The 25,334-nt window shown below is 46.1% G+C and carries 28 protein-coding genes; 3 read left to right on the forward strand and 25 right to left on the reverse strand.

The window, feature by feature from the left end:
* Positions 1–97 precede the first annotated feature (97 nt).
* The 20 genes from T487_RS0112510 to T487_RS0112610 all read right to left on the reverse strand — a co-directional run bounded on the left by T487_RS0112510 (position 98) and on the right by T487_RS0112610 (position 18,358).
* Entirely contained in the window at positions 98–784 is a 687-nt protein-coding gene (locus tag T487_RS0112510) for a YczE/YyaS/YitT family protein (RefSeq protein WP_051651714.1), read from the reverse strand.
* 26 nt (positions 785–810) lie between these two features.
* Positions 811–1,287: a metallophosphoesterase family protein gene (locus T487_RS0112515; RefSeq protein ID WP_051651715.1), complete on the reverse strand. Its 477-nt coding sequence runs from the start codon at positions 1,285–1,287 to the stop codon at positions 811–813.
* The gene (rdgB, locus tag T487_RS0112520) at positions 1,265–1,888 is read right to left on the reverse strand and encodes an RdgB/HAM1 family non-canonical purine NTP pyrophosphatase (RefSeq protein WP_031577463.1); all 624 of its coding nucleotides are present in this window, start codon (positions 1,886–1,888) and stop codon (positions 1,265–1,267) included. The genes T487_RS0112515 and rdgB overlap by 23 nt, the downstream gene beginning before the upstream one ends.
* On the reverse strand, positions 1,885–2,622 hold the full coding sequence (rph, locus tag T487_RS0112525; protein WP_031577464.1) for a ribonuclease PH: 738 nt from the start codon (positions 2,620–2,622) through the stop codon (positions 1,885–1,887). The genes rdgB and rph overlap by 4 nt, the downstream gene beginning before the upstream one ends.
* Positions 2,623–2,642: 20 nt before the next feature.
* Positions 2,643–3,626 carry an AIR synthase family protein gene (locus T487_RS0112530; RefSeq protein WP_031577465.1) on the reverse strand — a complete coding sequence of 328 codons (984 nt, stop codon included), beginning with the start codon at positions 3,624–3,626 and terminating at the stop codon, positions 2,643–2,645.
* A 120-nt stretch (positions 3,627–3,746) separates the two neighbouring features.
* Complete coding sequence (gene gatB / locus T487_RS0112535) at positions 3,747–5,186, reverse strand: Asp-tRNA(Asn)/Glu-tRNA(Gln) amidotransferase subunit GatB (RefSeq protein WP_031577466.1); 1,440 nt, start codon at positions 5,184–5,186, stop codon at positions 3,747–3,749.
* A 10-nt stretch (positions 5,187–5,196) separates the two neighbouring features.
* Positions 5,197–6,645, reverse strand: coding sequence for an Asp-tRNA(Asn)/Glu-tRNA(Gln) amidotransferase subunit GatA (gene gatA / locus T487_RS0112540; protein WP_031577467.1), 1,449 nt, complete (start codon positions 6,643–6,645; stop codon positions 5,197–5,199).
* Entirely contained in the window at positions 6,646–6,945 is a 300-nt protein-coding gene (gatC, locus tag T487_RS0112545) for an Asp-tRNA(Asn)/Glu-tRNA(Gln) amidotransferase subunit GatC (RefSeq protein ID WP_031577468.1), read from the reverse strand.
* A 99-nt stretch (positions 6,946–7,044) separates the two neighbouring features.
* Positions 7,045–7,347 (reverse strand): hypothetical protein, encoded by a 303-nt coding sequence (locus T487_RS0112550; RefSeq protein WP_031577470.1) that lies wholly within the window; start codon positions 7,345–7,347, stop codon positions 7,045–7,047.
* A complete protein-coding gene (gene ligA, locus T487_RS0112555) occupies positions 7,340–9,346 on the reverse strand; it encodes an NAD-dependent DNA ligase LigA (protein ID WP_031577471.1) in 2,007 nt (668 codons plus the stop codon). The genes T487_RS0112550 and ligA overlap by 8 nt, the downstream gene beginning before the upstream one ends.
* Positions 9,347–9,415: 69 nt before the next feature.
* Positions 9,416–11,650, reverse strand: a complete 2,235-nt coding sequence (gene pcrA, locus T487_RS0112565) for a DNA helicase PcrA (RefSeq protein WP_031577472.1) — start codon at positions 11,648–11,650, stop codon at positions 9,416–9,418.
* Positions 11,651–12,006: 356 nt separating this feature from the next.
* Positions 12,007–12,729: a pseudouridine synthase gene (locus tag T487_RS0112570; protein WP_031577473.1), complete on the reverse strand. Its 723-nt coding sequence runs from the start codon at positions 12,727–12,729 to the stop codon at positions 12,007–12,009.
* A gap of 98 nt (positions 12,730–12,827) precedes the next feature.
* Positions 12,828–14,168 (reverse strand): glucose-6-phosphate isomerase, encoded by a 1,341-nt coding sequence (locus T487_RS0112575; RefSeq protein ID WP_031577474.1) that lies wholly within the window; start codon positions 14,166–14,168, stop codon positions 12,828–12,830.
* Between the two features lie 90 nt (positions 14,169–14,258).
* Complete coding sequence (locus T487_RS0112580; RefSeq protein WP_031577475.1) at positions 14,259–14,771, reverse strand: SprT-like domain-containing protein; 513 nt, start codon at positions 14,769–14,771, stop codon at positions 14,259–14,261.
* Between the two features lie 18 nt (positions 14,772–14,789).
* Positions 14,790–15,044 carry a metal-sensing transcriptional repressor gene (locus tag T487_RS0112585; protein ID WP_207638318.1) on the reverse strand — a complete coding sequence of 85 codons (255 nt, stop codon included), beginning with the start codon at positions 15,042–15,044 and terminating at the stop codon, positions 14,790–14,792.
* Positions 15,045–15,154: 110 nt separating this feature from the next.
* A complete protein-coding gene (locus tag T487_RS0112590) occupies positions 15,155–15,409 on the reverse strand; it encodes a metal-sensitive transcriptional regulator (protein WP_031577477.1) in 255 nt (84 codons plus the stop codon).
* Positions 15,399–15,704, reverse strand: coding sequence for a rhodanese-like domain-containing protein (locus tag T487_RS0112595; protein ID WP_031577478.1), 306 nt, complete (start codon positions 15,702–15,704; stop codon positions 15,399–15,401). Before T487_RS0112595 ends, T487_RS0112590 begins: the two co-directional genes overlap by 11 nt.
* A gap of 1 nt (position 15,705) precedes the next feature.
* Positions 15,706–17,355 (reverse strand): FAD-dependent oxidoreductase, encoded by a 1,650-nt coding sequence (locus tag T487_RS0112600; protein ID WP_031577479.1) that lies wholly within the window; start codon positions 17,353–17,355, stop codon positions 15,706–15,708.
* 2 nt (positions 17,356–17,357) lie between these two features.
* Complete coding sequence (locus tag T487_RS0112605; protein ID WP_031577480.1) at positions 17,358–17,651, reverse strand: rhodanese-like domain-containing protein; 294 nt, start codon at positions 17,649–17,651, stop codon at positions 17,358–17,360.
* Positions 17,652–17,797: 146 nt separating this feature from the next.
* Positions 17,798–18,358: a helix-turn-helix domain-containing protein gene (locus T487_RS0112610; RefSeq protein ID WP_031577481.1), complete on the reverse strand. Its 561-nt coding sequence runs from the start codon at positions 18,356–18,358 to the stop codon at positions 17,798–17,800.
* 629 nt (positions 18,359–18,987) lie between these two features.
* On the opposite strand from T487_RS0112610, the gene T487_RS0112615 reads away from it, so the two are divergent.
* From T487_RS0112615 to T487_RS0112625, 3 genes are all read left to right on the forward strand, one after another.
* A complete protein-coding gene (locus T487_RS0112615; protein WP_031577482.1) occupies positions 18,988–19,629 on the forward strand; it encodes a hypothetical protein in 642 nt (213 codons plus the stop codon).
* A 57-nt stretch (positions 19,630–19,686) separates the two neighbouring features.
* Positions 19,687–21,096, forward strand: a complete 1,410-nt coding sequence (locus tag T487_RS0112620) for an anti-sigma-I factor RsgI family protein (RefSeq protein WP_031577483.1) — start codon at positions 19,687–19,689, stop codon at positions 21,094–21,096.
* Positions 21,097–21,181: 85 nt separating this feature from the next.
* A complete protein-coding gene (locus T487_RS0112625) occupies positions 21,182–21,784 on the forward strand; it encodes a TetR/AcrR family transcriptional regulator (protein WP_031577485.1) in 603 nt (200 codons plus the stop codon).
* A 73-nt stretch (positions 21,785–21,857) separates the two neighbouring features.
* Here T487_RS0112625 and T487_RS0112630 read toward each other — a convergent pair whose 3' ends face one another.
* The 5 genes from T487_RS0112630 to T487_RS0112650 form a co-directional block, all read right to left on the reverse strand.
* Complete coding sequence (locus tag T487_RS0112630) at positions 21,858–22,523, reverse strand: ABC-2 transporter permease (RefSeq protein WP_031577486.1); 666 nt, start codon at positions 22,521–22,523, stop codon at positions 21,858–21,860.
* A complete protein-coding gene (locus tag T487_RS0112635) occupies positions 22,520–23,377 on the reverse strand; it encodes an ABC transporter ATP-binding protein (RefSeq protein ID WP_031577487.1) in 858 nt (285 codons plus the stop codon). The genes T487_RS0112630 and T487_RS0112635 overlap by 4 nt, the downstream gene beginning before the upstream one ends.
* Positions 23,370–23,753 carry a GntR family transcriptional regulator gene (locus T487_RS0112640; RefSeq protein WP_031577488.1) on the reverse strand — a complete coding sequence of 128 codons (384 nt, stop codon included), beginning with the start codon at positions 23,751–23,753 and terminating at the stop codon, positions 23,370–23,372. Before T487_RS0112640 ends, T487_RS0112635 begins: the two co-directional genes overlap by 8 nt.
* Positions 23,754–23,913: 160 nt before the next feature.
* Positions 23,914–25,026, reverse strand: a complete 1,113-nt coding sequence (locus T487_RS0112645) for a sodium ion-translocating decarboxylase subunit beta (RefSeq protein WP_031577489.1) — start codon at positions 25,024–25,026, stop codon at positions 23,914–23,916.
* Between the two features lie 8 nt (positions 25,027–25,034).
* A partial coding sequence (locus tag T487_RS0112650) for an acyl-CoA carboxylase biotin carboxyl carrier protein subunit (RefSeq protein WP_031577490.1) occupies positions 25,035–25,334 on the reverse strand: 300 nt, incomplete at its 5' end.

The raw sequence follows: 25,334 nt of genomic DNA on the forward strand, positions 1-25,334 counted from the left end.
GGCTGAGTTTTCTCAATCCGCTCTTCAGGAGTCAATTATGATTATAACCCAACTTCCTGAAGTTGAAAAGGCCAAAAAAAAGAAAATTCCCAGAAACCTAGGAATTTCCATCCACCTTATCTTGAGGCACCGCTGTGATCATCTGCTCTTTGTTCCTCAGAAACAAGGCCAATGGTTCTTTCAGGAAAACTGAAAAAATACCGACAAATTTTCCGATGAGAAGTGCGGAAATGAGCGTGCCAACACCAATCCCTCTGATGCTGTCCAGGAAAAACAAAGAAAAAAGAACACTGACAAGGAGCATAACCAGATCAAAAATTACTTTTACCTTTGAAAAAGGCTTCTTCACTTTTACGGAGATCACCTCTGTGAGGCCTTCAGCAGGCAGCGGCATCACCCGGGCACCCACATAAAGAAATATGCCAAGACCGCACACTGCAGCGCTCAGAACCGCGAGAAAGAGCCTCACAGGAAGATTCTCCGGCACCTCTATAGAAGAGAGCAGCGCATTGGAGAAATTGACAAAATAGCCGAATACTACAGAGCAAAGCACCTGAAGGGAAGACGTGATTTTGAACTCTTTTCCCAAAAGAAGAAACTGCACCAGAATAAACGAGATGAATACACCCATGGTGAAATACCCCATCTTCACTGGAAAAATCAGGCTCAGCACGTAAGCCAGAGAGCTGACGGGCGAGACCCCCAGATTGGATTTCACAGAAATGGATACACCAAGGGCAAGGATAAAAAGCCCCAGAACATAAAGGCCAATTCTTTTCAGCATGATTTCCCCCAATTTAAACTCTTATTTTACAGATGAATAAGCCTGAACGAAACCGATGTCCCCACCGTCACCATGGCAAGGCTGGGCTTCTGCCCCCTTTTAGGCAGAGCTGCGCTGCCGGGATTAAGAAGAGTCACCCCATCCACCACACTCTCATCCGCAATGTGCGTATGGCCGTAAAAAGCCACCTGTGCGCCTCTTTCTTTGGTATGACGGGCAAGAAGTCCTAATGTGCTTTTCACCCCTTGAGCGTGCCCGTGGACGGCAAGAAGCGTCAGGTGCTCTGTCTTTACGAGAAGCTCCTGGGGTTCATGAATACTGTAATCGCAGTTTCCCGGAACCCTTCTCACTTCTCTCTCCAGAATGGCCTCCATAACCTCAGCATCGTCCATCACATCCCCCAGATGGATGATGAGATCCGGTTTCTCCTTCTCGATGATTCTGCAGGCTTTTTCCACAGAAGACAGGATATGGTGGGTATCAGACACCAAAGCGATCTTCAATCTTTCTCAGCTCCTCCTTCAGTTTCATGAGGGCATTGGCCCGGTGGGATACCGCGTTCTTTTCCTCTGAGGTGGCCTCTCCGAAGGTTTTATCAAGATCAAAGGAATAAAACAGAGGATCATAACCAAATCCGCCGCTTCCTGTCAGCTTCTGAAGGATCCTTCCTTTGGCGTATCCTTCTACCCGGATGTCCACCTCATTTCCTAAAAACACAATGGCAGAAACAAATTGTGCGGTTCTGGCTTCTTCCTTCACAGAGGAGAGCTCTCTGAGCAGCTTTTCATTGTTGTCTGCGTCATTATGACCTTCTCCCGCATACCGCGCAGAATAGACCCCTGGCGCCCCATCGAGATAATCCACCGCCAGACCTGAGTCATCAGACAGCACAAATGACTCCGCCTTTTCCTCTTCACTGAGTGCCTCGTAGAGCTCAAAAGCCTTTTTGTGGGCGTTGCCCAAAAAGGTCTCTTTATCCTCCACCACATCCATGTTGATTCCAGCTTCACTCTGGCTGATGATCCTCAGTGGAAACTCCTTCAATATATCTTTGATTTCCTCAATTTTATGTGCATTATTGCTTGCAATGATCAGTGTCTTCAAAATTCTATCCTCCCTAAATCGCTGCCAAGGGTCTCTTTCACAAAGTTCTGGAGATCCTTGTTTCCTTTTTCTCCAAGCGTCAGAAGCGCTGTGAGCTCTTTGGCTGTGAAAGGACGTTCTTCTCCTGTCCCCTGCAGCTCGATGTATTCTCCTTTATGATTCATGATGACATTCATATCCACCATGCAGCTGGAATCTTCCACATAGTTGAGGTCCAGTATCGCCCCATCCTCATGGATGCCTACACTGACGGCAGAAACCATTCCCTGCAAAGGGTAGGTCTCAAAAGGCGTCTCCTTGTCGATGGCATTCAGTGCGTCCACCAGGGCCACAAAAGCACCTGTGATGGAGGCGCATCTGGTGCCGCCATCTGCTTGGATCACGTCACAATCGATCCAGACAGTTCTTTCTCCTAATGCTTCCAGATTCATCACAGAGCGCAGTGAACGCCCAATGAGCCTCTGGATTTCTGTGCTTCTGCCATCCAAGCGAAGCTTTGCGATGTCTCTGTTTTTTCTAGTTTGGGTGGAGCTTGGGAGCATGGCATACTCCGCTGTGACCCATCCTTTTCCTGAGCCTTTCAGAAACATGGGTACTTTCTCTTCCACCATGGCGGTGCAGAGCACTTTGGTATCTCCCATTTCTATAAGCACAGACCCTTGAGCATGTTTCGTGAATCCACGGGTCATCTTGATCTGTCTTGTTTCGTCACTCTTTCTTCCATCAAATCTCATTTATCATTCTCCTATCAAAATTATTCATCATACATCTTATAGATCTCATCCCGAAGAGGTGCCTCCACTTGGTGCTCTATACTGCCGGACACAAGAGAAGCCCCTTCTTCAGTGATTTCTCCGATGACTGTCGCTTTAATTCCTTCCTGTTCAAGAAGCCTCAGTGCTTCCTTCTCATCTTCCACGGTGATCAGCATGCTTCCGGAGGAAATAAGCCTCAAGGGATCCAAGGAAAAATGAGCACAAAGCTTCTTCGTGACCTCTGTTACAGGCAGGAGCTCCTCAAACACCCGAAAGCCTTTGCCCGATGCTTCCTTCACTTCCCATAGGGCGCCCAGAACTCCTCCTTCTGTAATATCATGCATGGAAGAGGCGGCTTTTCCCATGAGGCTTCCCTCCGGCAGTACGGATAAAGCGTGTCCGTAGCTTCTAGCCTCCTGATATTCCTCCTCTGAAAGAATCTCCAATGACTGCTTCTTGAAATCAGATACCAGTATAGATGAGCCTTCCAGTCCTAAGGTTTTGGTCACAAGGATCTTGTCTCCCGCTTTCGCTCCACTGGTCCAGGTGACTTTCTCTGAAGAGCTCATGGTGCCCAGGGCAGTGACCGAAACCACCATACGGTTCACAGCGTCCGTCACTTCCGTATGGCCCCCAAGAATCATCACCTGATGCTTCCTGGCCTCCGAAGAGATTTCTCTCATGACGGTTTCAATGTCGGTGATTTCAGCGCTGGGTGGTGCAAGAATGGTCACCATAATCCCCAGAGGTTTCGCTCCGGTGGTGGCAATGTCATTGATATTGATATGGTAGGCAATCTGCCCGATATTCTCTGAAGCCGCCGTAACAGGATCTGTGGAGAGAATGAGCCTTCCCGCTTCCAGGGAAACCACAGCGCAGTCTTCCCCAACGCTTCCACCTTTCTCCACTTCCTTACGGATTGCTCCCTGATTCTCATGAAGGAGCTTCTTCAGCACATCCCAATTGAGTTTTCCAGTGTTCATCTATATCCACCAAACTTTCCATAGTTTTACAAATCTCTTTTCATTTTATCACAGAGAGAAAGAAAGAGAAAAGAATCATAACACGTCAAAGAGCCTGGGCTTCCCCAGGCTGCTTCTCATTTACTGTATTCTTCTGTCCAGCTCTTCTTGCACCAGTTTGTTGATGATGGCCGGATTTGCCTTTCCTTTGGTGGCCTTCATGGTCTGACCCACAGCAAAGCCCATAATCTTGGTCTTGCCGTTTCTGTAGTCTTCCACCACATTGGGATGGGCATCCAGAACTTTCTTCACTTCGTCAAGAATATAGCCCTCATCACTGTTCTGAATGAGGCCATGTTCCTCCACGAGGACCTTAGGATTTTTTCCTTCATTCATCATGAGCTCCACCACTTTTTTAGCGATGGCTGTGGAAATGGTTCCTTCTTTAATAAGCAGGAGAAGATCGCTGAGATCCTGCGGGCTGAAAGGAAGGTCCTTCGCCAGGATATCCTTTTCGTTCATGAGTCTTGAGATATCTCCCATGAGCCAGTTGGATGCCCCCTTGGGATCTTTGGAGATCTTTGCGGTCTCATCAAAGAAGTCCGCCAGGCTCTCCTCCAGAGTCAGAACCATGGCATCATACTTCGGAATGCCATACTCTGCCACGAATCGCTCTTCCTTTTCATGAGGCAGCTCTTTGATGCTGGCTCTGATGCCTTCAATCCATTCCTCACTGATCTTTAAGGTGACCAGGTCACCTTCTGGGAAGTAGCGGTAGTCATTGGCCATCTCTTTGGAACGCATGACCACAGTTTTCTCTTCCGCCTCATCCCATCTTCTAGTCTCCACTCTTAAGGTTTCCCCTTCCTCCAGAGCTCTCACCTGACGGTCAAACTCATAACGGAGGGCTTTCTCCAGAGCTTTAAAGGAGTTCATGTTCTTGATTTCTGATTTCACCCCTAAGGCTTCGGCGCCTTTTTCACGGATGGAGATGTTTCCATCGCAGCGCAGGGATCCTTCTTCCATCTTCACGTCTGAAACACCTAGGGAGAAGAGGATGGACCGCAGCTTTGTCAGGTACTGTGTCGCCTCTTCTGGGGTTCTTAAATCAGGCTTTGAGACAATTTCAATCAGTGGAACACCGGAACGGTTAAAATCCACCAATGTGCCGTTTTTAGAATGGAGCTGCTTTCCTGCATCCTCTTCCATATGGATTCTCTCGATGCCGATTCTCTTTTTACCGCTTTCTTCGGTTTCCACGTCAATATATCCCTCATAGCAGATGGGGAAATCATTCTGTGTGATCTGATAGTTTTTAGGCGCATCGGGATAAAAATAGTTCTTCCGGTCAAAACGGTTCATCCTGTTGATGCTGCAGTTCAGCGCCAGTCCTGTTTTGATGGCTTTGTTGACCACTTCCAGGTTGATTCTTGGTAGTGCGCCAGGAAGCCCCAGACAGACTGGGCAAACATGGGAATTGGGCTTTCCGCCGTACTCTGTGGTACAACCGCAGAAAGCTTTGGTTTTTGTGGATAATTCTACGTGGACTTCCAGTCCGATGACTGCTTCATAATGCTTCATGAGGCACCTCCTAAAGGGATTTTGGGGACAAAGTAAGAGACAGCGCCTGTTCCACCGCATAGGCGATGTTCAGGATTTCCTGTTCCTTAAAATAGTCTCCCATAATCTGAAGGCCCAGCGGCAGTCCGTTCACATGACCTGAAGGCATGGAAAGGGCAGGTATGCCGGCGATGTTCACAGGCACTGTGTAGATGTCATTGAGATACATCTGAAGGATGTCCTCTTTATTGTCTCCAATCTTGAAGGCCGGAGTAGGCGTTGTTGGAGAAATGATCGCATCATAGTTCTTGAAGATGCTGCTGTACTCCTCCTGAATGAGCTTTCGCACTTTCAGCGCCTTGGCATAATAGGCATCATAGTATCCGGCGGACAGCACATAGGTCCCCAGCATGATTCTTCTTTTCACTTCTGGACCAAAACCTTCACTTCTGGATTTTGCGTAAAGGTCCATGACATCCAGAAGGTCTTCTGCTCTCTTTCCAAAGCGGACTCCGTCAAACCTTGCGAGATTTGAGGAAGCTTCTGCTGAGGATACGATATAGTACACAGCTAAGGAATAGTGTGCCAGGTTAAGATCAATAAAATCTACAGTAGCCCCCAGATCCTTCAGCACTTCGATGGTCTCCATGAGGTTTTTACGGACTTTCTCATCCAGGCCTTCTCCAAGGAAATCCTTGGCGATGGCAATTCTCTTTCCTCTAATGTCTTTATTGAGACCTTCATAAAGATTGACGGTTTCTCGTTTGTTTGTTGTGAAATCCATGGTGTCATGGCCGCTCACAGCTGTAGTGAGAAGCGCCAGATCCATCACATCCCGTGCAAAAGTGCCCACCTGATCCAGGGTGGATCCGAAGGCGGTGACGCCATATCTTGAAATATTGCCATAGGTAGGCTTCAGGCCCAGAATCCCGCAGAAAGATGCAGGCTGTCTTACAGAACCACCTGTATCTGTACCTAATGAAAGAGGCACTTCCATGGCCGCCACAGAAGCTGCAGACCCGCCTGAGGACCCCCCTGGAACTCTTTCCAGGTCATGGGGATTTCTTGTGAGCTTATATGCGCTGTACTCTGTGGAAGAGCCCATGGCAAATTCGTCCATGTTGAGCTTTCCAAGGATCACCGCACCTTCTTCTTTCAGCTTGGTGGTCACCGTCGCATCATAAGGGGCAATGTACCCTTCCAAAAACTTTGATGCACAGGTATTCTGCATCCCCTTGACGGAGATATTGTCTTTGATGCCCACTGGGATTCCGCCAAGAAGGGCATCTTTGTTGCCATTTTCATCAAAGGCTCTGGCACTCTTTACGCTTTCCTCCCGGTCCACATAAAGAAATGCACCGACTTTATCCTCCACCTGATCCACTCTGTCCAGATGGCTTTTTACGATTTCTTCACTGTTCACTTCGCCCTTTTTCAGAAGCTCTTTGAGCTCATGGGCTTTCAGGCTGTATAATTCCATCTACGCTTCCTCCCGATCAATGACGCTGGGCACTTTCAGGTAGTCTTCCACCCGTTCCGGCGCATTCATTAGAAAATCTTCTGAAGTGAGGGAGCTTTCCACCACATCTTCCCGATAAACATTTTCAATATACAGGGGATTCACCAGCATCTCCACTGCATCGGTATCTACTTCATTGAGCTGGTCCACATATTTCAGGATGCTGTTGAGATCTTTCACAAGTCCCTCTGCTTCCTCTTCACTGACTCGAAGTCTTGCCAGCTCTTTGATATAATCCACGTCTTTTTTGGATACTGACATAGAGCACCTCCATAAATTTCTTTCCATAATCATGAGGAAGTTACAACCTGCTGTCATAACTTCCCCAAAAAACCTTCTATTATTTTAGCATAAGATGACTTAATATACACCTGCAAGGAGAAAAATTAACTGAATCAAGGCAAATACAAAAGCAAAAGCGCTGTATCTCAAATAGCTGGGATATTTCCTGGAATTGAGATAGAACCGGATGCCCCAAACAAAAAGTCCAAGGAAAATGGACAAACTGAGAGGGAGATACGTATCAAATACAGGCCAGGAAATGATCCGGTTGAGGTTCAGTACGGTAAACACCAGAAGAAGGAGGATCACAATGAGCATGAACCAGCCGAGTCCACCCAGAATCCACTCAAACTTCATTCTTTTCTTCTGATTCTTATCCATGGTTTTCACCGCTCATTTCGAGAAATTCCGCTTCTGTCAGGGTTTTCACCCCAAGGCCCAATGCCTTGGTCAGCTTGGAACCCGCTTCTTCCCCATAGATCACATAATCTGTCTTCTTCGACACAGATGAGGTGACTTTAGCACCAAGGCTTAAGAGCCTCTCTTCTGCATCTTTTCTGGTGAACTGCGTCAGAGTTCCCGTAAGAACCACGGTTCTTCCTGTAAAAGGACTCTCCGTCACCATGTTCTCCTCATACTGCAAAGTGACATACTGCAGCAGTTTTCCAATTTCTTCCCGGATTTCTTCTGATTGAAAGAAATTAAGAATACTTTCCGCAACAATCTCACCCACATCTGGCACCTGCAGAAGCTCTTCTTTCGATGCCTTCATCACTTCATCCAAGGTTCTGAATTTTGCTTCCAGATCCCTGGCGGTGGAGATGCCCACATTGGGAATGCCTAAAGAATACAGGAAGGCATGAAGAGGTCTTTCTCTGGAAGCTTCAATGGCACTGAGAAGATTCTCCGCCTTTTTATCCTTCACCTTGTCCAGACTTAAGAGGTCTTCTTTGGTCAAAGTATAGAGCCTTGAAAGCTCTTTCAGATCCAGCTTCTCAAAAAGCTGCTCCACGGTCTTCTCGCTGAGGCCTTCAATGTTCATGGCGTCTCTTCCGGAGAAATGCACTATGCTCTTGATGAGCTGAGGTTTGCAGGACAAGGTGTTTTCGCAGAAATAATGAGCACCATCCAGAATCAGAGGTGTGCCGCAGGACGGACAGTGTGTGGGCGGAAGGATTTCTTCCCGCATGGTCTCGTCTTCTTCGTCTACAACACCCATGATTTCGGGAATCACATCATTACTTCTTCTTACCAGTACATTGGCTCCAAGATACACCCCTTTTCGAGCAATATCATCCATGTTGTTCAGGGTGGCTCTTTTCACAGTGACACCGGAAAGCTCCACAGGCTCCAGCACCGCCGTAGGATTCACCCGGCCGCTTCTGCCCACGTTCCATTCCACAGACAGAAGCTTTGTCACTGCTTCTTCCGCTTCGAACTTATAGGCAATGGCCCAGCGGGGGAACTTGATGGTATATCCAAGAAGATCTCTCGTCCGCATGTCATCGATGGCAATGACCACCCCATCAATGTCGAAGTTCAGGGAGGAGCGCTCCTCCTCAATCTCCTTGACATAGGATTCCACCGTGACAAAATCATCCGCTTCTTTAAAGTAGCCGTCTGTGTGAAATCCCATCTCCTCAATAAATGCAATCATTTCTCGATAAGTCTCAAAGGGTTTCCCCTCTTTATACCCGATGTCATAGAAAAAAGCTGTGAGGCTTCTTCTTCTGGTCTCTTCGAGGTTGAGATTCCTCAAAGCTCCAGCAGCACCGTTTCTCGTATTTTTCAGTGGAACTTCCGCTTTTTCATTGTAAGCACGGAGAGCTTCTTTGGTCATCATGGCTTCACCATGGATTTCCAGCACATCTTGGGAAGCAATTCGTAGAGGTACTGAATAGATGGTCTTCACCTGAGCGGTGACTTCTTCACCAAGCGCTCCGTTTCCTCTGGTGGCTGCTGTTTCAAGAATTCCTTCCTGATTATAGGTAAGGTTCACCGTGAGACCGTCAAACTTCCGGGTGACAATATACTTCACCGGCGGCAGTTTGTTCTCATGGTCTTTATTGTACTCTTCCACAAAGGAAAGATTTCTCTCATGCCACTGTAAAAGCTCCACAAGACTCTGGGCCTTATCAAGGCTCCAGAGCTTCGCCAGATGCCTGTGTTTGGGCATGGCCGAGAGCACCTCATCTCCGACCCTCTGGGTGGGAGAATAGGGAAGCTGGTATCCTGTTTCCTTCTCCAGAGCCACCAGCCGGTCATACAGGGCATCATATTCTTTGTCTGAAATGCTTGGCGCATCCAGTGTATAGTATTCTTTGGCATAGACATTGAGCTTCTCCACCAGAGACTCAATCTCTCTTCTCAGATCTTCCATACAATCACTTCCAAAAAGGAAAGAAAGACACCAGGTCCTCTTCCCTTTACTCCTTTTCTTCCTTTTTCTTTATGCAAGCTCCAGAGGAGCCATGGACAGCATCAGGTTCTTGACCCCCTGGTTGTCAAAAGCGATGGTCACCTTCAGGTCTCCCTTGGCGTCTGCTGTGGCCACCACGGTGCCCACACCGAACTTCGGATGTTTCACCTTGGCGCCCGGTACCACATCTTCCTTATCGAGGACCTTCTTATCCGGGAAATCCAGAATCTTCTTCGCATCCTCCAGGGCTTTTTCCACATTATAGTCCACATACTTCATATTTTTGTCTTTATACTTGATGGTATGGGGATTCACATCCCGGTGATGCACTTTCTTCTCTTCGTTGAGATGTTCTTTGATGTTCGATGGAATATCCAGAATAAAATCAGACACCGGATAGGAAACCATACGGCCAAAGACCATGCGATTCTCCGCATAGGTCATATAGAGCTCTTCCATGGCACGTGTGATCCCCACATAAGCAAGTCTTCTCGCCTCTTCCATCTCATTCGGGTCTGTGAGGCAGCCGGCACTTGGGAACAGTCCATTCTCAAGCCCCACCATGAAGACCACCGGAAACTCAAGACCTTTGGCACTGTGAAGCGTCATAAGAGTCACGCTGTCATCGGCTTCATTATACTGGTCCACATCGGACACCAGCATCACGGATTCCAGGAATTCCTGAAGAGATGGCTCTTCAGTCTTCATTTCATACTCCAGCACCACATTGAGGAACTCCTCCAGATTTTCCACTCTGGATTCATCTTCTGGATTTTTGGAGGTTTCCAGTTCCTTCATATACCCGGAGGTTTTCAGGATGTATTCGACCAGCTCTGACACTTTCAGCTCCAGCTGTTTTTCATTAAAGTCCAGAATCATCTCTCTGAACTTCACCACAGAAGCCTGGGTTCCGGAGGCGAGCAGTTGGTACTCCTCCAGATTCATGATGGTGTCAAATAGACTCTCTTCCTGACGGTTCGCATTCTCCTGGAGCTTCTCCACCGTGGTGTTTCCAATTTTTCTTTTGGGCACATTGATGATTCTTCGTAAAGACACTTCATCAAAAGGATTGTTCACAAGACGCAGGTATGCCAGAAGATCCTTGATCTCCTTTCTGTCATAGAACTTCAGTCCACCGATGAGTTTATAAGGCACTGCTTCCTGCATGAGGATATCTTCAAACTTTCTCGACTGGGCATTGGTCCTGTAGAGCACCGCCATTTCTTTATAATTTCTTCCATCCCGGTAAAGCCTTTGCATCTCCTTGACCACAAAACGAGCTTCCTCGAAGTCGTCGTATGCCCGGTAAATCTTGATTTTACCGCCCTCATCCTTGGTCTTTTTCAGCGTCTTCTCTTTTCTGTCCCGGTTGTTCTTGATGACAGAGTTTGCCGCCGCCAGAATATTTCCCATACTGCGGTAGTTCTTTTCCAGCTTCACCACTTTGGCATCGGGAAAATCCATCTCAAAGTCCAGAATGTTTCGGATATCCGCACCTCTGAACTGATAAATACTCTGGTCATCATCTCCCACCACGCAGATGTTCTGGTGGTCTTTGGTGAGAAGATTGATGAGCCTGTACTGGGCATGGTTCGTATCCTGATACTCATCCACCAGCACATAACGGAACTTTCTCTGGTACTTTTCCAGAATCTCCGGGAACTTCTCGAAGATCTCCACGGTTTTCATGATGATGTCATCAAAGTCCAGAGCATTGTTCTGCTTCAGTTTTTTCTGGTAAAGAACATAGGCATCCGCCACTTTGTTCATACGGAAATGGTACTCATATTTCTTTTTAAAATCCAGAGGGGTCAAAAGGGTGTTCTTGGCAGTGGACACATGAGAAATAACTTCTTTCTCCGTAAGATCTTTCTCATCCACAGAAAGCTCCTTCAGCACCTGCTTCATCAGGGACTTCTGGTCATAGCTGTCATAGATGGTGAAGTCTTTTTTGTAGCCTAATGCTTCGATTTCTCTTCGGAGAATTTTGGCGCAGCTGGAGTGGAATGTGGAAATCCACATATTGTCTGCGGTTTCTCCCACTAAAGAGCGCACTCTCTCTTTCATCTCACCTGCAGCTTTGTTGGTGAAGGTGATGGCCAAAATTTCATAGGGCCTGATGTTCATCTCTTTCATCATATACGCAATACGGTGGGTCAGCACTCTGGTCTTACCGGAGCCTGCTCCGGCAAGAATGAGAAGCGGTCCTTCTACGGTGGTGGTGGCCTCATATTGCTCTTCATTTAAAAGTTTCTTTAAGTCCAAGGGGAATCCCTCCTTTTCTATCACTCATAATTATATCACAGAACCCGTTGCCTTATGAAGATATAATTTGAACTTACGTTCTATTTTGAAGCACAAAAAAACCTAAACGACAGGCGTTTAGGCTCTCAAAATCGCTGCCCTCTGATAATTGGGGGGAACCAGAGGGAGTAAAAGGCTTTCATAAGACCGATTGGGGGGTGGTCTCATGTCAATAAAAAGGGGCTATTCATCTTTTTATTTGTCCTTACAGATATGATTATAATGCTTTAAACTGTTCATTTTCAACGGTTTTCCAGAAGTTTCAGAGGATGGCATTTTGAAACCTTTACATTTTATGAAACGCAACCTGTAAACCATTAACTATTTTCATTTCTAAGAAGTCTGAGCTCTTCTTCGGTGAGTTCACGGAACTCCCCTTCCTCCAGATCTTCTGGAAGAGTCAAAGAACCAAAGGAGATTCTCTGAAGATACTCCACCTCATTTCCCCGGGCATGCCACATTCTCTTCACCTGATGGAATTTTCCTTCCCGAAGGGTCACATACACTTCCCGTCTGTCCTCTTCTCCTATAGAAAGACCCGCTGGCATGCATTTATAGCCATCTCCCAGCACAATGCCCTTTTCAAAGGCTTTGATGTCTTCTTCCTTGGCCTCTTCTTTCAGATAGGCATAATAGACCTTATCCACATGATTTTTGGGAGACAGAAGCTTATGGTTCAGTTCTCCGTCATTGGTGAGAAGAAGAAGCCCTACCGTATCTTTGTCCAGTCTTCCAACCGGGGCAGGATCAAAAGATTTATAGTCAAAGGGCAGAAGGTCCACCACCGTCTGGTCATGATTGTCAAAGGTGGCTGAAACCACCCCTTGAGGCTTGTTCATGAGAAGATAGATGTATTTCCGATAAAAAACCTCTTCTCCTTCTATGATGATCTCCTCTTCCTCGGGATCCACCTTGAGCCCTGGATCCTTCACCAGTTCTCCTCCTACGGTCACAAGGTTCTTCTTGATTTTTTCTTTGATTTCTTTCCGGCTGCCATAGCCCATATTGGACAGCACTTTGTCAATTCTCTCTTTTGCCATATCGTTTCCTCCTGTATCGAATCTGCAAAATCCATGCCTGTGATTTAAGAAAGGCCCGGAAAATTCTTCCGGGCCTTTCTTCCAGGTTCTTTCGTCTCTTACAGTCTTTCTTCCAGTTCTTTCTTCAGCTCTTCATATCCAGGCTTTCCAAGAAGAGCAAACATGTTCTTCTTGTAGTCTTCCACCCCAGGCTGATCAAATGGATTGATGCCCAGCATGTAACCAGAAACAGCATTGGCCAGTTCAAAGAAGTAGACCATATAGCCAAAGCTCTTTTCCTTCTTGTCCTTTAATGTCAGAACGATATTGGGCACACCACCGTCAATGTGAGCCAGAAGAGTTCCCTTGAAAGCGTTCTTGTTGACTTCATCCATGGTTTTTCCAGCCAGGAAGTTCAGTCCGTCCAGATTGTCCTCATTCTTCTCGATGGTGAAGCTAGAGTTCATTTCCTCCACGTTGATCACGGTCTCGAAGATGTTTCTCTTTCCATCCTGAATGAACTGTCCCATGGAATGAAGATCCGTAGAGAAGTTCACAGAAGCTGGGAAGATGCCTTTGCCGTCCTTACCATGGCTCTCGCCAAAGAGCTGCTTCCACCATTCGGAGAAATAGGTAAGCTGCGGCTCGTAGTTCACGAGAATCTCAATGTCTTTTCCCCGGTTATAAAGCGCTGTTCTTGCTGCAGCATAGGCATAGCATTCATTCTCTTTCACAGAGTCCTTCTGATAGTCCCCATGGGCAAGCTTTGCGCCTTCCATCATTTCATCAATATCAATACCCGCTACTGCAATGGGTAGAAGTCCCACTGGCGTCAGCACTGTAAATCTTCCGCCCACATCATCCGGTACAATAAAGGTCTCATAGCCTTCTTCATTGGAAAGGCTCTTGAGAGCTCCTCTCGCTTTATCAGTGGTGGCAAAGATTCTTTTTGCTGCTTCTTCTTTTCCGTACTTCTTTTCCAGGTAGTCTTTCATCACACGGAAAGCCACTGCAGGTTCTGTAGTCGTTCCCGATTTACTGATGACATTGACAGACACATCTTTTCCTTCCAGCATTTCCAGAAGATCATTGAGATAGTCTCCTGAGATATTCTGGCCCAGGAAATAGATTTCAGGCCCCTTTCTTTTGGCCTTGGGCAGAGCATTGTAGAAATGATGGCTCATCATCTCTATGGCTGCTTTTGCACCAAGGTAAGATCCGCCGATGCCGATGACCACTAGTACATCAGAATCCTTCCGGATTTTCTCCGCTGCTTTTTTTACGCGGTCAAACTCTTCCTTATCATAGTTCAGGGGAAGATCCACCCATCCTAAAAAATCATTTCCAGGACCATTTTTTTCTCTCAAAAGTGTATGGGCAGCCTTCACCAGAGGATCCAGGTACTCAATCTCGTGGCTTCTCATAAATCCGTCCAGTTTCTTCAAATCTACTTTTAACATAGGGTTTGCACCAGCCTTTCATTTCTTTGGTTTTAATATCATCTATTTCTATAGTATACCATAGGGAATTATAGCATTTTTTGAATGTTTCTAGAATACAGCTTCCCTAATTTTAATTTTTCCGTGACAGCAGGAGGATACTTTCGTTCTCACAATCTTTCTCACCGCATCAATCCTGCGCCTTCTGCCGATGGTTTTTCCGCAGCTTGCACAAAGAAGAAGATATCCCTTTTTGGGGACCAGTGCCACAAACTCCCTGAAATACGTGTGGTCACTGATGCCAAGAGAGCGGCAGGCTTCCTTGAACACCGCATCATGATGATGGTTCACCTGATCCCGCATATTGACATAATAATGGGCGAACTCATGAAGAATCACCTGCTCCACAATCTCCTTTTTGTAAGTTCCATCCAGAAGCTTTGATGAAAATCGGAACGAATGGGGTTCCATCTTTCCACCACGCATTCTGAAATAAAAAGAACCCATGGTTTTCTCCATCTTTGTGCTGACGACTACGGGCACCTCATCACAGGGAAACCCTTCTTTCTTGCCCGTTTCAGCCAGGAGCTTTTTCACATCCTGCAATGACCAGACCTTATTCATACCATTTCTCCACGAAAGCTACTTGATCCGAAAAATCAGTTCCAGCGCTTCTTCCAGCTTTTCTTTGCTTACTTCTTCCCCATCCTTGACGACACAGTTCATGAGGTTTTCCGTCACCATCAGATGGATGACTTTCTCCACGCTGGCCTTTACAGCTGCCAGCTGAATGACCACTTCTCGACAATCCCTCTCTTCTTCCAGCATTTTTGTGATGCCACGCAGCTGTCCTTCTGCTCTGCTGATTCTATTGATCATTTTCTTCTTATCTACCACTTCACTTAACTCCTTTTGACTGCTCAATCTCTTCTCATTATATCAAATAGATCGTAAAACGGGCAGTAAAAAATGCACCTGAGGGGTATATGCCCATCTGGTGCATTCTCTTATCTGCTTTTGAAAATCAGCTTCAGCGCCTGCTCCACTTTCTCCCGCTGGTCTTCGGTATTTTCTTCCGCCACACAGGTCAGGAGATTTTCTGTCACCATCAGTGCCATGACCTTATCAATGCCCGCCTTCACAGCGGAAAGCTGAGTCACCACATCCTGACAGCTGCGGTCTTCTTCCAGCATTTTGGAAATGCCCCAAATCTGACCTTCCAGCCTGGAGAGTCTGTTGATATAGCTTTTCTTATCTTCCAAAAATCACATCACCCCTGTACGCGGACATGCCTCCCATCACATTGACCACCTTGAACCCGTTTTGAGCCAGGTACTTGGATGCCATGGCGGATCTTGATCCGGAGAAACAGACCACATGGTATTCTTTACTCTTGTCGAGCTTTTCTAGACTCGTCGGGATTTCTCCCAGCGGAATATGCTGTGCACCTTCAATGTGACCGGACTCAAATTCATCGTCCTCCCGCACATCAAGAATGTTCAGGTTACCTTTTCTCAACAGCTGCTCAAACTCCATCATCATGACTGAATTAAACATATTACTTGATCTCCTCACTTTTTACCATACTATAAATGTTGAATGCGCCGGATAAATTCATCGCTTTGTATCCTTTTTGCTTCAGCAGTCTTTCCGCCATATAGCTTCTCTGGGCACTGGCACAGCTGATCACAATGTCCTGATCCTTTGGGATCTCGGAAAGTCTGTCTCTTAAGCTGTTCAAAGGAATATTCACAAAGCCTTCGATGGATCCAGACCTTTTCACTTCACTCTCGTCGCGGACATCCAGAAGAAATGCCCCTTCTTCTCTCTTCTTTTCCAGCTCGTGCCACTGGATGTTGTCAGAGAAGCCTTCCACAATATTGGTGGCCGCATACCCCAGCATGTTCACTGGATCTTTTGCAGAACCAAAAGGTGGTGCATAAGTGAATTCCAGCTCCATAAGATCCTCCACAGTGAGATGTCCCTTGATGGCGGTGGCAATGATGTCAATTCTCTTGTCTACTCCCTTTTCTCCTACACCTTGAGCTCCATAAATGGTGCCGTCTTCGGGGCTGAAAAGAAGCTTCAGATAAATACTGGTGGCTCCTGGGAAATATCCTGCATGGTCATTGGCTGTGACATGGACTGCCTTATAGGTCTTTCCTGCCATCTTCAGCTGTCTTTCATTAAGGCCAACGGATGCTCCCGAAAGATTGAACACTCGCACAATGGCTGTTCCGATGGAACCACGGTTCTTTCTTCTATATCCGCTGATGACATCCGCCACTTGGCGTCCCTGACGGTTGGCCGGGTTTGCCAGTGGAATCATGGTGTCTTCAGAAAGAATCTGGTTCTTGACGATGATGGCATCCCCCACTGCATAGACATCTTTCACACTGGTCTCATAGGATTCATCCACAAGGATGCCCCCGCGCATGCCCAGGGCAATGCCTGCCGTCTGGGCTAGTGCGTTTTCTGGAAGAACCCCCACGGACATGATGGTGAGATCACTCTCAAGCTTCACACCATTTTGCAGCTCCACAATGTTTCCTTCTTCTGAAAATCCGCTGGCAGCAACGCCCGTATACACATCAATGCCATTTTTCTTCAGTTCTTTCTGAATGAACATGGCCATTTCCTCATCAAAAGGAGGCAGCACGTGAGGTGCCATTTCCACCACTGAAACATGGATTCCCTTATGCTTCAGCGCTTCAGCCATTTCTAGACCGATAAATCCAGCACCGATGACCACCGCTTTCTTTGGATCGTTTTCTTTGATGAAACTTGTCACGGCATCCACATCGGGTACATTTCTCATGGTGAACACATTTTTCGCTTCTTTAAGACCAGGCGTGTTTGGTACAAAAGGTCTGGCACCAGGAGAAAGAATCAGTTTGTCGTAGGACAGAGCATACTCTCCCTCTTCATTCCGAACAAGAATCTCCTTCTTCTCTCCATGGATGGCCACCGCTTCCGAGTTCACCCGGACATCCAGATTGAATCGGGCTTTCAGCCTGTCTGGGGTCTGCACCAGAAGGTTCTCTCGTTTCACGATCTCTCCCGATACAAAATAGGGAAGTCCGCAGTTTGCAAAAGAAACATAGGGACCCTTTTCCAGGATGATGATTTCCGCATCTTCCTGCAGTCTTCTCAGTCTGGTCGCTGCCGACATTCCACCCGCTACGCCACCTACAATTACAATTCTCATCTTTACTTTCTAGCTCCTTTCCACATCATCATGCCGCCTTTGACATTGGTTGCATCTACGCCCATTTTGGTGAGCTTCTTGGTTGCCTGGGTGCTTCTTCCACCCGAAGCGCAGATCACATACACTGGACCTTTTCCTGTATAGGTGCCAATGGTGCCCAAGGGTACATTTTTTGCTCCAGGAATATGCCCATTCTTGAATTCATGAGGCTCTCTTACATCCAGAATCACCGGTTTCTCTTTCAGTACACTTTGAAGCTCATCGGTGGTGACAGATTTTATTTTTGTAAAAAACATTCTTCATTCCCCTTTATTTATATCATTTCAATTCTTCATTTTTACGCCAAAAAGGATACCCCCTCCAGGCATATTTAATATACCATAGGGGGGTATGTTTTGTAAAGAGCGTTTTCAAAAAATAAAAAAGAAGAGGGTACCCTCTTCTAGAAAATCCACAGCAAAAGTGCTGCTGCGCCTCCGCCCACAAGAAAACCGCCAAGAATTTTATACACGATTCCCGTCCTAAGCTTTTTCTTTCGTTCGTAAGGATCCATGGGTTCTGTTTTTCTTCCTTCCATGAATTCCAGGATTTCTCCATAGGTCTCCACCTGATAAAGCTTCTTCTCCTTTTCCACCAGAATGGATGCGCCAATCATAAGCAGCGCAAAAATCACCATGGGGACCATAAAATAAGAACTCACCCTTTTTACAAAAGGCAGCATGGATACCATGAGCACAAAAAAGAGGACCATGGCATAGCTGCCCCATTTCATTTTCTCGCTGCTGATTTTTTCTTTCATTTCTTCCACATCTCCTTTTATCAGTTCATCCAAAGAGATGGAAAAAATCTCAGACAGTAGTAGTAGACTCTGAAGATCCGGATAACTCTTTCCGTTCTCCCAGCTGGAAATGGTCTGCCTGGACACATAGACTCTCTCTGCCAGGTCCTCCTGGGATGCGCTGACCTTTTTCCGGTTCACTCGAATCTGTTCACTGATGTTCATGTTCATTCTCCCTTCTCTTTCAAGACTGTCTTCAGGATACTTCCATTGCTTCATTTATGCTGTCAAAATCCTTTGAAATCCTACAAAATACCTGTGTCAAAATGTCTTTACATACCCTTTTTCTGTGATTTTCCTGTATCTTCATCAATATTCCATAAAAAGGCCCCTGCCATCCAGAGTATCTTTTTCCCTAGCTCCTTCTATAGTAAACTCATCCTTCCTTTTCTTCCAGTATCCAGAGCTCTTTTTTCAGAAGATCCGACGTATCCTCTGAAACATACATATGGTTTTTTTGAGAAGGTCTGATAGTATAGTTTTTTATCCACTAAAATAGTACGCAAAACACAAAAAAGTGTGAGGCATGGATGATGAAGTGCACCAGCAGCTCATGAAAGTAAAGGAACTGGCGAATAATCCTTGAGGAAGTTCTGACTTCCCATAGATAATATGCTATTTTCTTTGTATACTTAAGGTAAGTCCAATGTTTTTCCATAATATCCCTTCTTAGCGAACTTTTCCGGAAAAATATCGGCGACTACATGGAAAGGAGCCCAAGGTCTTTTTATTGAGCCTCTATTTCATCTGTGTTTATAGCAACCGCTCAATTTCAGCCTTGGAAATCGACGAAGATGGAACTGGATCAGCGCGTCGTATCCCTTCAAAAAAGCACTTCCAAAGAGCAGGAAGACTTCATAAAGGAATTTACTCCTTTCATTCTCTCCACCGCTTCACAGAGAATCGGCAGATATGTTGAGGTAGAGAATGATGAGGCTTATTCCGTGGCCCTTCAAAGCTTCTACAAAGCCATCTTAAGCTTTCAGGAGGAGAAAGGGCACTTTCTTCCCTTCGCAAAGCTTCTCATAGATAGGGATCTTTTAAATCATCTAAAAAAAGAAAAGCCCTTGGAACCTTCGGTGGATGAAATTCCTTTCTCAGATTCTCAGGAAGAGCTTCTCGACCATCTGCTCCTGAAGGAAGAGATTGAGGTATTTGTGAAGGATCTGGAACGGTTTGGCCTCCAGCTGGAAGATCTGGTGGAACTTGTGCCCAAGCACCGGGATACCAAAGAGAAGGCTCGGCAGCTGGCTTTTGTCCTGGCTGAAGATGAGGATCTTATGAATATGATTTTCAGAAAATACACACTACCCATGACCAGAATTTCCTTAAAGTACCAGATTTCCCGTAAAGTCCTTTATGGCAGCCGGGAATACATTCTCAGTATTCTGGTGGTGCTGAAAAATAATCTGACGCTTCTTTATAAATGGATTTGAATTGTACCCTAAAAATAATCACTCCTCTGTATTATATAACAGAGGAGTGATTATTTTATGTTTGAAGGAATTGTACTGAAAGTAACCAGTGAATACTCTATCGTGAAAACCAAATCAGAATACCTGAAAGTCCATACAAAAACCCTCATGGAACCAGGACAGAGAATATATTTTACCAAAGAAGATATCATCCAAACACCAACAAGAAAAAAGAAGCCCGCTCCATATCTTCTGCGCTATGGTGCAGCAGCCGCGCTGGCTGTACTTCTTCTTTCTTCTCCACTGCTGGAGAAGAAGAGCGTATACGCGGCAAAACTTCTTGTGGAAGTCAATCCCAGCATTCTCCTCGATATTTCCCAGGATGGTCTCGTAGATGAAGCATTGCCTTATAATGAGGATGCTTCTTTACTTCCTCTTGACCGATATAAGGATCTTCCTGTGGAAGAAGCCATAGAGGAAATCCTACGGGATGCTGTAAAAGAAGGACTGCTCAATCTGGAAGACGAAGAAGAGGACTTTATCATCCTCACAGAAATCCTCACATCCGGAGATAGACTGTCAGAAGAGATCTTTGCAAAACTTGAAGAACAGTCACTGGCAGGAGATTTCCTCTCTGAAACCAGCGTGATATTCACCTCCGCATCTGAAGAGCATCTCAGTGAGATGAAAAACCAAGGAAAGGCCCTTGGCCTCATGAGACTGCGGGAAGAGTTCAACCTCGGACCGGATGAAAAGCTTGGAGATTTCTTTAAAGACCCGGAAAGACGGGAAGCTTACAAAGAGCAGAAAAGACTTCTGAAACGAAGCACCTTGGAAGAGGAAGAAGATCTTGTGGAAGATTTTCCAGAAGAGATTACAGACGCCTTTAAAGAACAGCTTGCTCTCTTTAAATCTTCTATCGAAGAGGTGAAAGAGGCTAGAAAAGCTTACCAGGAAGCCCGAAAAACAGGTGATGGAAAAGCCATAGAAGAAACCCTACAAGCTCTAAAAGAGGCAGTAGAGAAGAAAGAACAAATGGAAGATCTGAAAGATCAGCTGGAACAGGCAAAATTGGAGAAAGAAAACTCTGAAGCCTCTGGAGAAACTCCTGAGAACAATGGAACTGCGCCAGAGAAACCTGGAAACAACGGAAACTCTACTGGAAATAATGGCACTACGCCAGTAAAACCAGAAACTCCTGTAACTCCTGGAAATAATGGAAACACTTCTGGAAACAATGGTGCTGTGCCAGGAAATCCAGAGACCCCTGGGAACAGCGGAAACTCTACTGGCGAAACTGAAACACCAGGCACTCAGAAGAATCCGGAAACACCTTCAAACTCAGGAAAGAAACCGGAAGAAAACCCAAACTCCACGGAGAATCAAGGCAAACCTTCTGAGAATAAAAAACCAGAAACACCTGGAACACTACCATCTGACAATAACGGTAAAAACCCTGCCAAAGATGCACCAGGTAAGAACAAATAGAGAAACCTCAGCCAGCAAAAAGCCCTTTCTTAAACTATAGTGCTCTTCGCTGTATGAGTTGAAACATCTAGGGGAGGAACAAACGATGATATATGCAAATACTGATAAAGAAATTATGGACGAAATCAAGAAAAAGGCCATCGAGATCTTCGCTGCAAAAGGATATGCAGCCACAAAGATCTCGGATATAGCCGACAGTCTTTCCATTTCGCGCGGACCCATCTATTACTACTTTCAGGATAAATTCGGGCTGTACACATCGGCTTACGATCATTTTGAGAGTGAGCTGATGAAAATCCACAATGAAATATTCAGCACCAAGGATGACTTCCAGACCAAGATGGAAAGAATTATTTTTGAGTTTTCCAAACACATCTCTCTCTTTGGACACAATTTTTTCTTCCGGATCAAAGAGATCCCGGAGCTTCATGATATCAATGTACGATACGAAAAAATGAATACCCTGTTTTACGAAGAAAAATGTGCCCTCATCCGAGAGGAACAAAGAAACGGAACCCTCAGCACATCACTTTCTCCAGATGAAATTGTGAAAGGTGTCTATCTGATTTATCTTGGTATTCTGGAAGCACTGAACTCAGAACTCTTATCAAGAGATCAGGAAGAAGAGATTAAGGACTGGATCCATCTTCTCTTTGAAGGATTACATAAAAAAATGAAGTCAAATTAATAGCGCAATCTAAAAACCATGGTCTCATTTTTCTGGAGACCATGGTTTTTCTTTGCGTTCAATGACGAAACTATTAGAAGGAACGCTTCTCGTAGCCTTTTAAGGAGAACAGGAGAGAAGTGCCCTGGACTACACTCCAAACAAGAAAAGCAAGGAGAAGAACGAGGCCGAAAGACTCCCGGAAGAAAGTCTCAGCATTCATAAGAAAAGAAAGGGGAATCTTGTCAAGAAAACCTGACAGAACCACAAAGACTCCACCCAGGAGCATAAAAGGGAGATAAGAAACGGTCTTCGCTTTCATATATCCTAATTTGAAGAAGAGCGGGAACTGAAAAGCCTGCATCAGGCTGAAAATGAAGAAGAGCCCCAGCAGCATAGCCCCTGCTTCTTTAAAGTCAAAAGGCAGAGACAATAGAACAGACAGAAGAAGCGACAGGAGCACTCCAAAAAGGATGCCTATGAGATTCATGGAAAAAGCCCACAAATATCTCCCCAGAACCACTTCCTTTCTGGTAAGTCCAAGAATCCGATAAAGAGGATCTATGCCATTCTGCTCACCCACTGCAAAGGGATAGCTCAGATAGATGGTGACAAAAACGCTGACCATGGACAGTGGAATCAGGGTGTTCTTATTGACAAAGGCAAGGAAAAATGTGACCCCCAGCACAATGAATAGATTTTTCAGTGTCAGATAAGGTTTTATGGTTTTATAGTCCAGCACTGCTACTTTAAGAATCATAATTTACTACCTCCCCGATGAAAATAGATGATGAGTTCATCCAATGAAACAGGTTCTACTAGAATTCCTTCCGGCAGATCCACAGTCTCCTCTTTCTTCACAAGAGCTTCAAATCCCACACTGTTTTTCTTCAGTCCGATGAGATGGACATGGGAAAGGAGTGTAAGATCGGAAAGCCCCCCTTTCAGAAGTCCATAGGCATCCATCAGGTCTTCTTTAGGGCCAGCGTAAAGAATCTCTCCTTGAAGAATGAAGACGATGTAATCCGCAATGGATTCCAAATCCTTTGTGATATGGGTGGAAAAAAGCACACTATGATTTTCATCAGACACAAACTCCTGCAGGAGTTCACAGATTTCTTCCCTTGCCACTGGATCCAGTCCACTGGTCGGCTCATCCAAAATAAGGAGCTCCGCTCCATGGGATAAGGCAATGGATACAGAAAGCTTCACCGTCATGCCTCTAGACAGTTCCCGGACTTTCAGAGACCTGGCAATGCCAAACCTGTTCAGCAGACTACTGAATCTTTCATGATCCCAGCTGCTGTAAAAGGGCATCACTGCTTTCTCCACATCCGTAATGGTCCAGTCTTTCACAAGATAAGGGGTATCCATGACAACGCCTACCTTTTCCAAGGCAGCTCCCACTTCTTTCACCTTTTCCCCCAGCAGTTCCATGGTTCCTCCATCAGGTCTCAAAAAGGATAAAATGGATTTGATGGTGGTGGTCTTTCCTGCTCCATTGGGTCCAATAAACCCTGTGATATATCCCTTTGGCACTTCAAATGAAACACCTTTCAATGCAAAGGAGGGATAAGTTTTCTCCAGATTTTCTATTTTGATTGCACTATTCATTCTTTTCCGCCTCCAGTAATGTTTGAATAATCTCCATAAACTCCCTGTCATCCAGATTCATCTTCTCTTTGAGCGCTAAAGCTTCAAAAATCAGCTCCTCCATATTTCCCATGAGCTTTTCGTAGACCAGCTCCTGATTCTTCGGCAGCACATAGCAGCCCTTCCCCTGGACGTTTACCACATATCCTTCTTCCTCCAGATCCTTATAAGCTCTGGTGGTAGTAATGACGCTGACTTTCAGCTCCTTCGCCAGCTGTCGGATAGACGGCAACTGGGTATCTTCTCTCAGCTCATCCGAAAGAATGGCTTCGATGATTTGTATTTTAATCTGCTCATAAATCGGTACTGTAGACCGGTTTGATATGATAATTCTCAAAGCTTCTCCCCCTCTCATTATGTACACATATATACAGTAATACCAGTATAAGCTTTTGTCAATAGAAAAACCTCACTCCGTTTTATAGAGTGAGGTTTTTTATGAAAGTCAAACAATGGGAGCCAAAATAGAAACCGCTCCGAATGTTTGGTCCTTCTGACTAGCCAAAGAAATTGAGAAGCACGCCTGCAGCAATGGCAGATCCGATGACACCAGCCACATTGGGTCCCATGGCATGCATGAGAAGGAAGTTAGATGGGTCCTCTTCCTGACCCATCTTCTGGACCACTCTTGCAGCCATAGGCACAGCAGATACTCCAGCCGCACCAATCATCGGATTGATCTGTCCCTTGGTCACCTTGCACATGAGCTTGCCAAAAAGGACACCACCGGCGGTGCCAATGGAGAAGGCAATGAGTCCTAAGGCGATGATGCCCAGGGTCTTGGGGTTTAGAAGGGTCTCCGCATCGGCTTTTGCGCCTACGGTGAGTCCGATGAGGATGGTCACAGTGTACATGATGGCATTTTTCGCCACTTCCACTAAGTTTGGCACAATGCCCACTTCTTTGATGAGGTTTCCGAACATCAGCATACCGATGAGAGGCGCTGCACTGGGCACCAGAAGGATCACTACCACAGTGACCACGATGGGGAAGAGGATCTTCTCCAGTCTGGATACCGGTCTCAGCTGCTTCATTTTGATCTGACGCTCTTCCTTGGTGGTCAGAAGCTTAATGATGGGCGGCTGAATCACAGGCACCAGAGCCATGTAGGAGTAGGCAGCCAGAGCGATGGGACCCAGCATGTGATCCGCCAGCTGGCTGGTAAGATAGATGGCCGTAGGGCCGTCCGCGCCGCCAATGATACCGATGGAAGCGGCTTCCAGGGCAGTGTATCCAAGAAGGAGCGCACCCAGGAAAGCGAAGAAGATGCCAAGCTGTGCAGCGGCACCCAGGAGCATGCTCTTGGGGTTTGCAATGAGGGGGCCAAAGTCAGTGGCCGCTCCAACTCCTAGAAAAATCAGGGATGGATAAATACCGTACTCAATACCCATATAGAGGAGCTTCAGAAGTCCGCCGGTCTCCATGAGACCGTTCTTTGGCAGGTTCACCAGAAGCATACCAAAGGCAATGGGGATGAGGAGATAAGGTTCATATTTCTTATAAATGGCCAGGTACAGGAAAAACAGCGACAGGCCGATCATGAGAAGGGCTTTGCCATCCAGTGCCATAATCCCGCTGGCGGCAAAGAATTCTTTTAGTATTTCTAACATCTTGTCACCTACTTTGTAGCGATGGTCAGGAGCAGCGCACCGCTATCCACGACTTGTCCGTCTTTTGCGGATACAGAAGATACCGTTCCGTCAAATGGGGAGACGATCTCATTCTCCAGCTTCATGGCTTCCAGAATGGCCAGGATCTGTCCCTTCTTCACCACAGAGCCTGCCTGAACCTTCATGGACAGGATGGTACCCTGGATGGGGGCTTCAATTTTCTCGTCGGAACCGCTGCCTGCAGACACAGGTGCTGCTGGGGCAGCCTTCACTGCTGCAGTTTCTGTGGCGGAAGCTTCTTCTACAGT

The sequence above is a fragment of the Proteiniclasticum ruminis DSM 24773 genome, assembly GCF_000701905.1.
GTDB classification, from domain to species: Bacteria; Bacillota; Clostridia; order Clostridiales; family Clostridiaceae; genus Proteiniclasticum; species Proteiniclasticum ruminis.